Annotated in this window: 10 protein-coding genes; 3 read left to right on the top strand and 7 right to left on the bottom strand. The window is 68.1% G+C overall.

Going from position 1 to position 14,150, the window contains the following annotated elements:
• The first annotated feature begins 124 nt into the window (after positions 1–124).
• A complete protein-coding gene (locus METFAM1_RS20395) occupies positions 125–2,797 on the top strand; it encodes a two-partner secretion domain-containing protein (protein WP_019915522.1) in 2,673 nt (890 codons plus the stop codon).
• A 105-nt stretch (positions 2,798–2,902) separates the two neighbouring features.
• The gene (locus METFAM1_RS0112010; RefSeq protein WP_019915521.1) at positions 2,903–4,549 is read left to right on the top strand and encodes a ShlB/FhaC/HecB family hemolysin secretion/activation protein; all 1,647 of its coding nucleotides are present in this window, start codon (positions 2,903–2,905) and stop codon (positions 4,547–4,549) included.
• Between the two features lie 12 nt (positions 4,550–4,561).
• Here the strand turns inward: METFAM1_RS0112010 and METFAM1_RS0112005 are convergent, their stop codons facing one another.
• The 5 genes from METFAM1_RS0112005 to METFAM1_RS0111985 all read right to left on the bottom strand — a co-directional run bounded on the left by METFAM1_RS0112005 (position 4,562) and on the right by METFAM1_RS0111985 (position 10,476).
• Positions 4,562–6,211: a CorA family divalent cation transporter gene (locus METFAM1_RS0112005; RefSeq protein WP_019915520.1), complete on the bottom strand. Its 1,650-nt coding sequence runs from the start codon at positions 6,209–6,211 to the stop codon at positions 4,562–4,564.
• 90 nt (positions 6,212–6,301) lie between these two features.
• On the bottom strand, positions 6,302–7,879 hold the full coding sequence (locus METFAM1_RS0112000; protein ID WP_019915518.1) for an ArnT family glycosyltransferase: 1,578 nt from the start codon (positions 7,877–7,879) through the stop codon (positions 6,302–6,304).
• A 455-nt stretch (positions 7,880–8,334) separates the two neighbouring features.
• Positions 8,335–9,105, bottom strand: coding sequence for a ChbG/HpnK family deacetylase (locus METFAM1_RS0111995; RefSeq protein ID WP_019915517.1), 771 nt, complete (start codon positions 9,103–9,105; stop codon positions 8,335–8,337).
• 7 nt (positions 9,106–9,112) lie between these two features.
• Complete coding sequence (locus tag METFAM1_RS0111990) at positions 9,113–9,496, bottom strand: GtrA family protein (protein ID WP_019915516.1); 384 nt, start codon at positions 9,494–9,496, stop codon at positions 9,113–9,115.
• Positions 9,496–10,476 carry a glycosyltransferase family 2 protein gene (locus tag METFAM1_RS0111985; protein WP_024300662.1) on the bottom strand — a complete coding sequence of 327 codons (981 nt, stop codon included), beginning with the start codon at positions 10,474–10,476 and terminating at the stop codon, positions 9,496–9,498. Before METFAM1_RS0111985 ends, METFAM1_RS0111990 begins: the two co-directional genes overlap by 1 nt.
• 285 nt (positions 10,477–10,761) lie before the next feature.
• On the opposite strand from METFAM1_RS0111985, the gene METFAM1_RS0111980 reads away from it, so the two are divergent.
• Positions 10,762–11,601: a PEP-CTERM sorting domain-containing protein gene (locus METFAM1_RS0111980; RefSeq protein ID WP_019915514.1), complete on the top strand. Its 840-nt coding sequence runs from the start codon at positions 10,762–10,764 to the stop codon at positions 11,599–11,601.
• Positions 11,602–11,744: 143 nt separating this feature from the next.
• Here METFAM1_RS0111980 and METFAM1_RS0111975 read toward each other — a convergent pair whose 3' ends face one another.
• Both METFAM1_RS0111975 and METFAM1_RS0111970 read right to left on the bottom strand, forming a co-directional pair.
• Complete coding sequence (locus METFAM1_RS0111975; protein WP_019915513.1) at positions 11,745–12,152, bottom strand: group II truncated hemoglobin; 408 nt, start codon at positions 12,150–12,152, stop codon at positions 11,745–11,747.
• Between the two features lie 192 nt (positions 12,153–12,344).
• Positions 12,345–14,054 carry an ABC transporter ATP-binding protein gene (locus METFAM1_RS0111970; protein WP_019915512.1) on the bottom strand — a complete coding sequence of 570 codons (1,710 nt, stop codon included), beginning with the start codon at positions 14,052–14,054 and terminating at the stop codon, positions 12,345–12,347.
• Positions 14,055–14,150 lie beyond the last annotated feature (96 nt).

Here is a 14,150-nt window from a genome sequence, read left to right as displayed (position 1 = left end):
GCCGCCGCTTGACTCCGATCAAGGGTGTGGCGGATTGCATTGATTCATTCGGTGTCCTGTGCTCAAGCCCGAGGGGCGGGCGACGTTAAGTCGGGGGTAGGCCGACTTTCGAGGACCCCGAATCATGCCCAGCCCAGCCCCCGCTCGCGTAACGTCCATCGCCGCCCCCGTTGCGGCTCGCCCGCCGCTGCCGCTGACCCGGCTGACAGCCGGTCTCCTGCTGATCGCCGGGGTCTGGTACTGCGCCCAGGCGACCGCTGCCGATCTGCCGACCGGCGGCCAGATCGTGTCGGGAAGCGGCGCCGTCACGCAGTCGGGCAGCACGATGACCGTGCAGCAGGACAGCGCGCGACTGGCCATCGACTGGTCGGGTTTCTCGATCGGCGCCGGCCATACCGTCAATTTCGTGCAGCCGTCGCCAGCGTCGGTCGCGGTGAACCGCGTGACCGGCGGCGAGGTGTCGGTGATCCAGGGCGCCTTGAACGCCAATGGTCAGGTGTTCCTGATCAATCCGAACGGCGTGCTGTTCTCGCCCAGTGCCCAGGTGAACGTCGGCGGCATCGTCGCCTCGACGCTGGACATGAGCGAAGAGGGACCGGACCGCTACCGCCTCTCCGGCAACAGTGCGAATGCAGTCATCAACCAGGGCAACATCCGCGCCGCGGACGGCGGCACGATCGCGCTGGTTGCTGCGCGGGTGATTAATGAAGGCACGCTGACCGCCAACGCCGGCCGCGTGCTGCTCGGTGCCGGCGCGACCGTCACGCTGGATCTGGGCGGTCCGGTCAAGCTGGAAGTGAACGAGGCCGCGCTGGATGCGCTCGTCGTCAATGGCGGCGCCATCCGCGCCGACGGCGGGCAGGTCATGCTGACCGCCCGCGCCGCCGGCGACCTGGTGTCCACGGTGATCAACCACAGCGGCATCATCGAAGCCCGCACGCTGGCGACCGGCGAATCCGGCGAAATCGTGCTGCTCGGCGACATGCAGAACGGCCGCATCGCGGTGTCCGGCCGGCTCGACGCCAGCGCGCCGGACGGTGGCGACGGCGGCTTCATCGAAACCAGCGCCGCACAGATCGATCTGGCGCCCGACCTCGTCGTCACCGCGGCGGCGCCCTCCGGCGCATCCGGCCTGTGGCTGATCGATCCGACCGACATCACGATTGCGGCCAGCACATGCACCGGCACCAACTGCATTGCCGCCGACACGATAGCGACCACGCTGAACGGCGGCACCGATGTCAGCATTGCCACCGCAGCGGCCGGCGGTCAGGCCGGCAACATCACGGTCAATGCGCCGATCAGCTGGAGTTCGAACAAGCTGTCGCTGAGCGCACACAACAACATCCTGATCAACGCCACACTGGAAGCGACCGGCACCGGTTCTCTGCACTTCGCCTACGGACAGGCCAGCAGCGACGGCGCCGGCAGCAGCTACCAGGTGGCGAGCGGCTCGCAGGTGCTGATTCCGGCCGCCTCCGCGTTCACCTGGCAGAAGGGTTCCGCCGGGGCCGTTCGCAACCTGGTGTTCGACAACGGACTGCTGCGTTTCGGCAACGGCACGCAGGCGTCGATCAACGACGAGGGGCAGTTGCTGCAGCCCTGGTATTTCGACAATACCTCGGTGGTCAGCGGCGTCACCCGCAACGGCTGGTTCAAGCTCACGTTCAGCAGCTATCCGCTCAATCTCGAACTGGGCGTCGGCGGCGACGGCACGTCGAGCTGGAACCGCAACGGCGAGATACTCGGCTCCAACAACAACCTGCTGCCGGCGGTCACCACGCACAGCCTGGACATCAGCGGCTACCGCGAAGGCAGCGGTGTCATCGTGTCGGCGATCGACATCCTGTACCCGGGTGGCGGCAGTACGGTGCGCGTGACCAACACCTACACGCTGGGTGCAACCGCCTCCTTCCTGAAGGCCGATACCGCGGTCACCAATCTCGACATGGTCGGTTCGCTGGGTAATGTGCGGCTGTGGGTGGGCACGCAGGACGATTACATCGCCACCCGCGACAGCCAGTTCAAGTTCAAGGGCAACCTGACCGCCGATGGCTTCGAGCAGATCGCCACGCAGAACACCCAGTCCAAGGCGCTGAAGATCACCGAATTCAACGACGGCCTCACCGGTGCCGCCGTGCTGTTCTACTCGACCTCCGACGGCGCCGATACGTCGATCTCGACCTGCTGCAGTTTCTCCAATGCGACCGGCATCGATCCGCGTACCTCGCTGATCGCCCGCGGCGTCGATGGCAGCGGCAATCCACGCGCAGAGGACGGTTCGTACGCGCTGTTCATCCGCTTGCAGGACCTCGCGCCGGGGCAGAGCAACGGCATGACCTGGTATTACGCGGCCGGCCCGGTCGCACTGCTCGACGACATCGTGAGCCAGGTATCGACCTCGGCCGGCGTGCGTCCGCCGGCGCCGACGCCGCCCGGCAATACGCGCCCGCCGCTCGAGGCCGCAGTGCAGAACGCCCAGCAGCAGACCGTGACCGCGCTGCCCTCGGCAACACCGGTGCTGCCGGCCGTCGCTGCCAGCAACGTGCCGGCAGCGGGCAACCGCGTCGGCTCCATCGGCAGTCTGCAGGTGACGGAAATCCGTTCGCAGCAGACCGGCAGCGATACGCAGGGGGGCGGCACATCGCAGAGCGGAGAGGTGCAGGAGCAGGACGGCGGCGACAGCGCGCTGCTGGCCCAGGTGTCGCAGTCTGTCGACGCGCTCGGCATGCTGAAGGTCTTTGTCGTCGATGGTGGTGTGCTGCTGCCCGATGCGGCCGGGGGCGAGCGCGAATAGAGCGCACACCGCCGAGGCAGGCGAACGAAGCCGGCACGCGGGTCGAATGCGAGCCGGTATCGCAGTACACTGACATCGTCATTTGCAATCTGACCGGACCGACCCATGGCTTTGATCCGTACCACAGCGCTCGCCAGCGCGCTTGTGCTCTCCTTTCCGCTCCATGCCCAGGTCGCGCCTGACGCCGGCCGCACGCTGCAGGAAACCGTGCCGCCGGTGCAGCCGCCCCGGCCCTCACCCGAGATCACGATAGAACCGCCGTCGGACGCCGCCGTCGCGCCCGAGGGCGGCGTCCGCGTCACGCTGCAGTCGGTCGGTTTCAGCGGCAATACCGTGTTCGACGAGGCGACCCTGCAGGCCGCGCTCGGCGATGTCGTCGGCCGCGAGTTCGATCTTGCAGGCCTGCGCGAGCTGGCCGCTCGCGTGTCGGCCTTCTACCGCGGTGCGGGCTACCCGTTCGCGCGCGCCTTCCTGCCGGCGCAGGCGATGCGCGACGGCGCGTTGCGCATCGAGGTCATCGAAGGGCGTTACGGCCAGGTGCGCGCCGACGGCGAAGCCGATCTGGCCGCCGGGGCGCAGCGTTTCCTGGGGTCGCTGCAGGCCGGCGACGTGATCGAAGGCGGGGCGCTCGAACGCACCGCCCTGCTGCTCGACGATCTGCCCGGTGTCCGCGCGGTGCCCATCATCCGTCCGGGGCAGGAACTCGGCACCGGCGACATGATCGTGCGCGTCGAGCGCGAGCGTCGCTATGCACTCGAAGTGGGTGCCGACAACCACGGCAACCGCTACACCGGACAGGGCCGCGCGCGCGTCAATCTGGGCGTCGACAGCCCCTTCATGCTGGGTGACCAGTTTCTGCTGCGCGGCCTGCTGACGCAGGAGGGCATGTGGTTCGGTCACGCCGGCTACAGCCTGCCGGTCGGCGTGTCCGGCCTGCGCGCGCAGTTCGCCTACGCACACACCTACTATCAGCTCGAACGCGATTTCGCGGCGCTCGATGCCAGCGGCACGGCGAAGACCACCAGCGCCGGGCTGAGCTATCCGCTGCTGCGCTCGCAGCGCGCCAACGTCAATCTGTCGGTCAGCCTGCAGTACAAGGACCTGAACGACAGGCAGGGCGCCACGCAGAGCAGCAGCGACAAGTCCAGCCACGCGCTGCCGGTCACGCTGGGTTTCGATCTGCGCGACGGTCTGGGTGGCGGTGGCATGACCTACGGCGCGCTGGCCTGGACGCCCGGCCGGCTCGATCTCGACAGCGGCCTCGCCGCGTTTGATCGCACCACCGCGCGTACCGAGGGCGGTTTCAGCCGCTACAACCTCGATGTCGCCCGCCTGCAGCTGCTGCCGGCCGGCTTCAACCTGTTCGGCCGGCTGTCGGCGCAGTGGGCCAGCCGCAATCTCGACTCGTCGGAAGGCTTCGGCCTCGGCGGGCCGAATGGCGTGCGCGCCTACCCGGTGGGCGAGGGCTACGGCGACGAAGGCGCGCTGGCGCAGGTCGAACTGCGCTGGACGCATGGCGCGCTGAGCCCCTACGGCTTCTATGACATCGGCCGCGTCCGCACCGACGCCCGCCGCTGGCAGGCCATCGACAACAGCCGGTCGATCAGCGGCGCCGGTTTCGGCTTGCGCGCCCAGGACAGCGGCTGGACCTTCGATGCCTCGTTCGCCTGGCGTCTGTCCGGTGGCGCGCCGCAGTCCGACACCAAGGACCGCCTGCCGCGCGTCTGGGTCAGCGCCGGCTACAACTTCTGACCGACGCCCCGCTCAGGGGCGCGTGCGCGCGCGGTCGTTGCGACGCCGGCCGGCGGCGCTGCTGCGCGGTCGCCAGATGCGCAGGAAGGCGCGCACCTTCTGTCGCGGCGTCAGCGTGTCGTCCGACACCGCGTCGAAGAACTCCGACAGCGCGCTCGATTTCTTCAGCGTATAGAAGGTGAGCACCAGCGTCGGGATCGCCACCACGACGACGGCGCCAATCTTGCCGAGCAGCGTGGCCGGCGGGCCGTCGAAAATGTTCATGCCGAGGAAACCGGTGACGATAGTGCCGACCAGACCGAAGATGGTCACCACGGTCAGCCGCAGCAGCGTCTCGTTCTGGCGGCGGCTGTCGTCCGCTTCCAGGTAGTTGTCCATGTCGAGTATTTCGGCGCGCAGCTCGTTGTACAGCGCCTCGTTGCCGAGGTTGCGGCTCCACATGTCGAACAGGTCCTTGGCCATCGACTGCTTCGATACCTCGCCGAACCAGTAGCGGTGGTTGAAGCGCAGGAAAATTTCCATGGTCTGGCGGATGCCGCGCTTGAATCGCCGGCGCGAGTCCGCGTCGTCGGCGTCGAGCAGGCTCACCGCCACCACCAGACGGTCCATCAGCATCAGCAGCGAGGCGCGGTGGAAGTGGGCGATCAGGCCGATCAGGAAATACTGGTGACGGAACTCGGCCAGCAGGCCGTTCTGCGGATCTGAATAGCCGCTCAGTCCGTGCATGCCCACCATCACCATCGACGGCCCGGTGCAGATGACGCGCGTGCTCGCGTTCTCGCTGCGCCGCCCGGGCACCCAGAAGCGGTCGTAGCAGGCGGTGCGTTCGAACTCCGACATCACCTCTTCCGAATACGGCAGCGGCCGGCCGTCGTCCGGCTGCGTCGCCTGGCCGAGACGGACGAAGTCCTCGCGCGTCAGCGCGAACGGATCGTCGAAGGACAGGAAGGTCATCTTCGGCTGACGGTGATACTCGAGCTGGCGGTAGCGGATGTCGCCGTCGGCTTCCGAGTGGTGCAGCACCATCGGGCTGAGCAGGTATTCCCAGTGCTTGCCGATGGCCGACGCGCGGTGTTCCCACACATGGCGCAGATAGCGCTCGCGATCGCCGTAGTCGGATTCGGCCAGCACCTGGCCGTCGCGGCCCAGCCACTGCACGCTGCGCATGCACTGCGCGGCGCGCCCGTCCTCGCTCCCGCCGTTCGTCCACTTCGCCGGAAAGGCGCGGCCGAAACGGAACAGCAGTTCCTGCACCCGCGGCAGCGGCAGGTCGTCGGCATACACCTCAAGCACCAGCAGCACCACATCGACGTCATAGAAGAAATAGAGGTCGATGTGCTGCACCGTCAGATCCAGCGTGCTGCCGTCCTCACAACCGAGGCGGACGGCGGCGATGTCGTGCCGGCGGAACACGCGGATCGGCGATTCGCCGTAGCCGCGCAAGGTGGCGCTGGAACGCCCCTGGCCGTAGAGGAAGCGCTGCACGTGCGGCAGAAAGGTGACGAACTCGCGGTAATGGCGCTCGTGGAAGTCAGTCGGCGCGCCGGTGAATTCGTCGCGCTGTTCGCGCCAGGGGTTGTTCTCGGTGATCGCCGCCAGCGCTTCGGAATGCCGCTGCACCTCGTCGCCGGCGCGCATCGGCATCAGCCGCAGCGGCCACATCAGGATCTGGCGGAAATGACGGGCAACGGGTGGGGTGGATGCACTCATGACGATGGCGCCGGTTGCGGGTGGCCGAGTGTAGCGCCGTGCTCAGCGCAGCGGGCGGCGCAGTTCAGGCGGCAGCGCGCGGCGGTCCTTTACCACGGTCAGCGTCAGTCCTGCGCGCTCGACGCGCGCGATCTCGTCGCCGCGCAGCACTTCGTCGCAGCGCATGTGCGTGGTCGAGATGAAAAAGTCGGCGCGCACCCAGTCGCGGGTGACGAGGTAGCGGTCGGTCGGCAGCCAGGCCTGCGCCTGCAGCGATTCGGCGCACACCGCCACCTGCCACGGTTCGGCCGGTGCCGGCTCGGCGTCGATGCGCGCGCGCAGCAGAGCCGCCGCTTCGCGTACGCCGTCCGACCAGTAATCGGTTTCCCAGCGGTCCGGTGCGCCGGCGAAGCCGCCGGCCAGCCTGTTGTAGTTCACGTAGTGATAGGGGGCGAGCCGCGCCATGTCGTACAGCGGCACGGCGACGCCGGCCGCGCACAGCAGCGCGAAGACGGTGGCTGTGGCGGGTCGCGCGCGCGCGGCCCGCCCGGCGGCGCACAGGCCGGCGGCCGAGATCACCGCCAGCGGCGGCAGCAGGAAGGTGAAGTGGCGGATGCCGTTGTACAGCGTCGGCCGGGTGGCCAGCGCGAGCGCCAGCGGCAGCAGTGCGGCCAGCAGCACCGGCAGCCAGCGCAGCCAGTCGATGCGTCGCCCGGCTGTCAGCGCACCGACGGCGGCGAACAGCAGGCCGGCCAGCGCCAGCTCGGGCAGCCGGGCGCCGAGGTAGAGCGGCAGATAGTGACGCGGCACGTCGCCTATCTTCATCACCTCGCCGTCGAGCACCGTGTACAGGTCGAAGGTGAAGTGCGAGAAGGTGGTGAGCGCCTTGAACAGATTGCCCGGCGCCTGCATCGACCAGGGCCAGAACAGCGCCATCAGTGCCAGCGCGACCGGTACGGCCGGCAGCAGGCTGGCGATCGAGCGCAGCAGGTAAGCCGCCCGCGTGCGCAGATCACCGGCCGACAGCGCGCTGACCGCGAACACGGTCAGTCCCAGCGTCATCACCGCGAACACCGCGCCGACGCGCAACCCGAACGCACAGCCGATGGCCGCACCCAGTTGCAGCACGAGCGCCAGCGGCGGGCGCGGCATCAACGGCACCAGCCGCATGATGCACAGCGTCGCCCACGCCATGCAGGCGGCGAAGGGGATGTCCTTGGTATGCGTGAACAGCGCGCCGCCCCAGGCGCCGGTCAGCATCAGCAGCCCGACCGCGCTCAGCGCCGCCGCCTCACCGGCCAGCAGTCGCGCCGTGCGATACACCGCGAACAGACCGCCGAGACCGAACAGCGCGGTCAGCAGATGCCGCAGATCCCACACATTCATCGTCGGCAGCAGCCGTTCGGCCGACGCGGCGAGCAGGTCGAACAGACCGCCGTAGAGGTAGAGGTTCTTGTACTGGAAGGCCGAAAGATCGGTCAGTCCGGAGCGGTAGTAATCGAGCAGCAGCCGGCCATAGACGTGCTGCACCTCCTCGTCGTTGCTCAGGCCGTGCTGGTCGAAGCACAGCAGCAGATAGACGGTGATCAGGGCGAACAGCAGGAGGGCAGGGGCGTTGCGGCGGAGGGCGGCAGAGGTCACGACAGTTGCGGGCTGTGGGCGGCCGCCGGATAACGCGCGACCGCCTGCTGCGCTGACAGCGCGCGCAAAAGAAAACGCCCCGCGTTTGCGGGGCGTCGGTTTCGTTCAAGACCGCAATTGCGAGCAAGCTCCCACAGAATCCCGGCTCCAGCAGAGGATCGGTCGCACGCCCTGTGGGAGCGGTCTTGGCCGCGACACAGCCGTCGCCGTATGCCGGCTTCGATACAGGCTGCAGTCGGGGTCAGAAGACCCCTCCCACAGAATTCCGGTCCGGGCTCGGGTCGTCGATCGAGTGCACCACCCCTGTGGGAGCGGTCTTCTGACCGCGACGCGGCCGCTGCCGCCCGCAGGCCTCGATGCAGGACGCTGTCGGGTGACAAGAATCCTTCCAAAGGGGCATCAGCGTGCAAGGCGTTTGATGTCAGGTGCTGATGCGTCGGGCACCGACTTGGGACTTAGGCGCCCAGCGCGCCCAGCTCCACGGCATTGGCGGCAAGCAGAGCCGGCAGGGTGTCGGATGCCAGCACGCCGTACTCGCGCACACGCGCGGCGCCGATCGGATCGCCGGGCAGCGCTTGCGTGGCCGGGTGCACCATCACCGCGTCGCCGTCGGCGGCGTTGCCGAGCCAGCCGGACAGTCGCTGACGGTAGCCGGTGGCGTCGCCGTCGAAAACATAGGCGCCGAGCAGTCGCGGTGTCGTGCGGATGCGTGCGGCGAAGGCCAGGCGTTCCAGTGCGGCAGCGCCGAGCGCGGCGATGAACAGAGGCTTGGCGCCGTCGCCGATGCGCGCGCCGCTGATGCGCAGCCAGGGCAGGCGGCCGGCGTAGCGGGCGACCAGCACGTCGACCAGCGCTTCGCGGATCTGCGGCAGCTGGTGCACGTGCTGGTGGCCGTCCACATAGGCCGGCGCACGGCCGGTCGCGTCCTCGAACAGCGCGCACTGGGTGGCGATTTCGTCGCGCAGTGCGGTCGCGTCGAGCCGGCGCGCGAGGGCGGCGCCGATCAGCGGCCAAAGGCCGCGACGCGGAGGGCTGAATTCGGTGAAGTCGAGATGCAGGCCGAAGCGGCCCGCGGCACCGATGCGCGACGCCGCCGCCGGCCAGCCGGGTGCGCGCGTCATGCAGCCGGCGCCGGACAGCCGGCCGTTGGCCATCAGCGCCAGGATGGCGTCGTCGACCGCGGCGTTGTAGCCGTAGTCGTCGGCGGTGAGATACACCGTCTTCACGCTGCGCTCATGCGGGAGTGTGCGCGAACGCCCAGTAGCGGCCGAGCAGCCAGGTACTGAGTGCGACGAACACCAGCACGATGGCCAGCGCGACCCACAGCGGCAGCGGCGTGAAGCGCAGCAACGCGGCGAGCATCAGCTGGTTGCCGACGAAGGCGGTACAGGACACCGCCAGCAGTCGCGGCAGCGCCTGCCGGTGCGGCGCCTGCGTGCCGGCGAAGGACAGATTGCGGTGGCCGAGATAGCTGATCGGGAAGGCGCACAGGAAGCCGACCAGATTGGACCACGCGGGATCGATGCCGGTCGCCCAGTCCACGCCCAGCGTGACCAGATAATGCGTCGCCGCCGCACAGCCGCCGACGATCAGGAACAGCAGCACCGACGCCCGCATCAGCGCTTGTCCCCGTTGCGCACGATTTCGGCAACCACATAGGGTGGCCGGCCTTTCACCTCCTCGTACACGCGGGCGAGGTATTCGCCGAGGACGCCGATGAACAGCAACTGCACGCCGGAGAAGAACATGATGCTGACCACCACGGTCGGCCAGCCCGGCACGTCGATGCCGAGCAGCATCTTCTCGACCACGATGTACAGGCCGTAGGCGAAGGCGATCGACGACAGCAGCAGCCCGATCAGGCTGGCCATGCGCAGCGGCAGCACGGAAAAGCTGGTCAGCCCGGTCCACGCCAGACGCATCAGGTTGAGCCGGTTGAAGGTGGTTTCGCCGGCGGCGCGCGGCAGCGGCGTGTAGGGAATGCCGATCGAGCGGAAACCGACCCAGGCGTACATGCCCTTCATGAAGCGCTGGCGTTCGGGCAGCGCGAGCAGGGCGTCGACGACGCGCCGGTCCATCAGCCGGAAGTCGCCGGCGTTGGGCGGAATGTCCAGCCGGCCACCCATATTCATCATGCGGTAGAACAGTTTTGAACCGATCTGGTTGAACAGCCCTTGCTGCGCGCGGTCGGCGCGCACCGCATAGACCATGTCCCAGCCCTCGCGCCAGTGCGCCAGCATGGTGCCCAGCAGGTCGGCCGAGTGCTGGCCGTCGGCGTCCATGCACACCACCACGTCGCCGCGCGCGTGCTGCAGGCCGGCGGAGATCGCCGCCTCCTTGCCGAAATTTCGCGAGAAGCGCACCAGCGTCACCGGCAGACGCTGTGCGCAGTCGGCAGCGATCTGCGCCGTGGCATCGCGGCTGCCGTCGTCGACGACGACGATCTCATAGTGCGGCACCAGCGCAGCCAGGTGGCGCGCAATCATGTCCAGCGTGCTGGCGAGCGCGCCGGCCTCGTTATAGGCCGGCACCACGACGCTGAGTACGGGTGGGGTGTTGCGCGCGGCAGCAGGCGGAGTCGGGGCGGTCTGGTTCATCGTGAGGTGGGCGTTCCGGCGCTCGGCGCCTGCCTGTGTGCGGCGCAGGGCCGGAAACGGCGAGCAGTTTATCGGTTGACGTGCATGTCGGTGCGCTTTACAGCATGAGCGCAAATCGTTCGCGCACACATCGTGACAATCACAAGATATTGAAATGAAAGCGTTTCGCGGCTTCTGGCACAGCGGTTGCTGAAAGGGCCGTCACGCGCCGAAGGGCGCACATGCAGGCCGGAAACGTACGAGCGCATCCGCCTGCCGACACGACAACACTGAACGAGACAAGCGATGACCTTCCCGACTCATTTCCTGAATCTGATTGCACGCTCAGCCGCGGCTCTGTCACTGGCGCTTGTTGCGTCGCATGCCGGCGCCGCAGTGATTGCCCAGGACGGCTTCCAGTCCTATTCGACCGGCGCGCTGAACGGCGCCAACGGCGGTTCGGGCTGGGGTGGCGCGTGGAGCGCGACCGGCAACGCCAACGTCGTCGATCCGGCCGCCGATCTGTCCGGCAACCGTGCACTGGCCCTGACCGGCAACGCAAGCAACGCGGCCGTGCGCACGCTGGCGTCGTCCTTCAGCGGCAACAGCCTGTTCGTCAGTTTCCTGGTCCAGGCCGACCGCGGCAGCGCGATCGACCGCAACGACTTCATGGGCCTGTGGCTGGATCTGGGCGCCAACAACGGTGGCAGCAATCGTCCGAACATCGGCATCAAGGGCAATCAGGACAGCACCAGCGCCACCAACGACATCTTCGCCCGCACCACCGGCACCAACGGCAGCTATGCGCCGGGCAGCAATCTCGACGTGCTCGACACCTATCTCGTGGTCGGTCACCTGTACCGCAATGCCGCCGGCAACTACACGAACTTCGATCTGTGGCTGAACCCGACCGTTGACGACTTCCTGTCGCCGGACGCGAGCTTCACCGGCAACGCCGGCATTTCGGCCATCGATCGTGTGGGCATCCGTCTGGCCAACATCGACAGCGGCGATCGCATCCTGATCGACAACCTGCGTCTGTCGACCACCTTCCAAGAAGCGACGGCCGTTCCGGAACCGGGCGTGCTCGGCCTGCTGGGTCTCGGCCTGGCCGGTCTGGCGTTCGCGCGCCGTCGCAACACCTGAGCGCTCCGGCGCTCGCTTCAGGGGGCTGCCGCGGCAGCCCCTTTTTCGTTCACGCACGGATCGCGGCGGTGCGGAGACGGCACTGCGCTGACGACTTGGGCGGGAGACTCGAGGCTGAACGGGGTACTGCTGCGCCGCCGACCTCAGTGGTCGCGGTTCTTCAGCGCCTCGGCGGCGCGGGTGAAGTGCTGCATCAGCCGGACGCCGACGTCGGTCGGGATGTCGGTCGCCTCGATCGCATGCACCATGCAGCGCAGCCAGGACACGACCTCCGCCTGGCCGATGGCGATGTGTGCGTGCATCTGCCGCAGGTTGGAGTGGCCCATGCGTTCGGCGTAGTAGCGCGGGCCGCCGAGGAAGCCGCACAGGAACTCGAACTGCGCCTCGCGCAGGTGGGCGACGCCGAAACCTTCCTGGTGCAGCTTGTGTACCGGCTCACCGTCCGGGTGGGTTTCGACGATGTCGTAGAAGGCATTGACCAGCCGGCGCAGCGGCTCTTCGCCGCCGATCTGCTGGAACATGCTGGGCGGCTTCATCGACGGGGCGTTCATCTTCTTCCCATGTACGGATGTCGTTGCGGGTCGTGGACGCAGCGTCGCGAAGCACCGCGTTGCCGCATGGAGGTCAGTGCAGTTTTCCCTCTGACGGCACAGTCGGAACACCGCGTCCACGGACCGAAGGATTGCGCCGCGGCGGTGCCGGCGCAATACCGCATAGGGGGTAGTCGGCGCTGTCCACAGGAACTATGCCGGCGCCGGAGCATGTGCATGGAATGACCCGTCGCCGGTCAGCCGGCCGGCGTCCATCGTGAGCACGCGCCCCATGCGCTCGAAGGCGCGCGGGCGGTGCGCGATCAGGATGACGGTGCGGCCGGGCGCGTGCTCGCTCATCAGTGCGTCGATCACCCGTGCTTCGGTGTCGGCGTCGAGGGCCGACGTGGCTTCGTCGAGCAGCAGCACCGGCGCGTCGCGCAGCACTGCGCGCGCGATGCCCACGCGCTGGCGCTGGCCGCCGGACAGGCTGTGCCCCTTCTCGCCGACCGGGCTCTCCAGCCCCTCGGGCAGCAGCGCGATCACGTCGTCGAGCTGGGCGATGCGGCAGGCGCGCAGCACATCGACCATGCTCACCTCGCGGCCCAGGGTCAGGTTTTCCAGCAGCGACAGGCTGAACAGTTCGGTTTCCTGCGGCACCACCGCGATCTGGTGCAACAGCGCCTCGTGCCGGATGTCGGCCAACGGTACGCCATCGACGGTGAGCCGGCCCGATTCCGGTGGGTAGAGCGCCAGCAGCAGCTTCACCAGCGTGCTCTTGCCGGAACCGGAGCGGCCGGCGATGCCGACGTGCTCGCCGCGCGCGATGCGGAAGTCCAGCGGCCCGAGTACGCGCCGGCCGTCGTGCGCGAAGGTGAGCGCTTCCGCCTGCAGCGCGCGCCAGTCTGCCGGCCAGTCCAGCGTGCCGTGCTGGCTGGGCTGCGGCGCGAACAGCGGCATCATGCGGCCGAGGTTGGAGGTGCGCTCTATCATCGTCTGCACGCGGTCGGTCATGTCCATCGACGCCTCGCGCAGCGTATTGAAGTAGGCGCTGTAGGTGAGCACCAGCCCGACCGACAGCCCGCCCTCCATCACGCCCCAGGCCACGCCGAAGATGTAGATCGCCCAGGCCAGCGCGGTGTGCAGCTGGAACAGCATCCACTTCGTATTGGTAAGGCGCAGCCGGCGGTAGGCGAAATCGCGCGCCGCGCGCTCGCGGTCGGCCACGCGGGCGGTCATGTCGGCGCCGGCATTCATCGCCTTCACCGACAGGATGTTGGCCGCGCTCTCGACGAAGCTGCCGCTGGCGTTCTCCATCGACGCGTTGATCTGGTCGGACAGCCGCGCGATGCGGCGGTAGAAATACCACTCGATGAAACCGAGCACGCCGCAGTAGTAGAGGAAGAACAGCACCGTCGCCGGGTGCAGCAGCATGCAGGCGATCAGCGCGCCGAAGAAGGCGCCGCTGGCGGTGAGCAGCGCATTGACCAGTTCGCTGGTCCAGTCGCGCACTGCGTCCGCCCCGGTGATCACCCGCTGCGCCTTGTTGCCGGTGCTCTCCTTCTGATGCCAGGCCAGCGAGAAATCGAGCAGGCGCTCGAAGCCCCACACCTTGGCGCGCATCCGCGCATCAATCGCCATGCGCCCGATCACCCGCTTGGTCGACAGCCGCACCAGCGCCACGCAGGCATGCGCCACACCCAGCGTGATCACCAGCGTGTACAGCGGCGCGAGGCTGTCGCCGCGTTGCCAGCCGAGCAGGAAATCCGCCACCCGCCCGATCAGATAGGGCGGCAGCATCGGATAGAACTGCACTACGCCCAGCACGGAGATGAAGAACAGGTAGCGGCGGCGGTCGGCTTCAAGAAAGAAGGCGATCGCGCGCGGGACGTCGGTCAGGCGGAAGGTGGACGGGGCGGACATGGCGGGGTGGCGAAGGTGAGCCGCACATTATCGCGGGTCGCTGGGGCGGTGGCGTACAGCGATCCGCGTCGGTCGAAAGGTCGATTGCCGTGTAAT

Source organism: Methyloversatilis discipulorum, assembly GCF_000527135.1.
Classification (GTDB): domain Bacteria; phylum Pseudomonadota; class Gammaproteobacteria; order Burkholderiales; family Rhodocyclaceae; genus Methyloversatilis; species Methyloversatilis discipulorum.
This window is presented reverse-complemented; position numbering and strand designations above follow the sequence as displayed.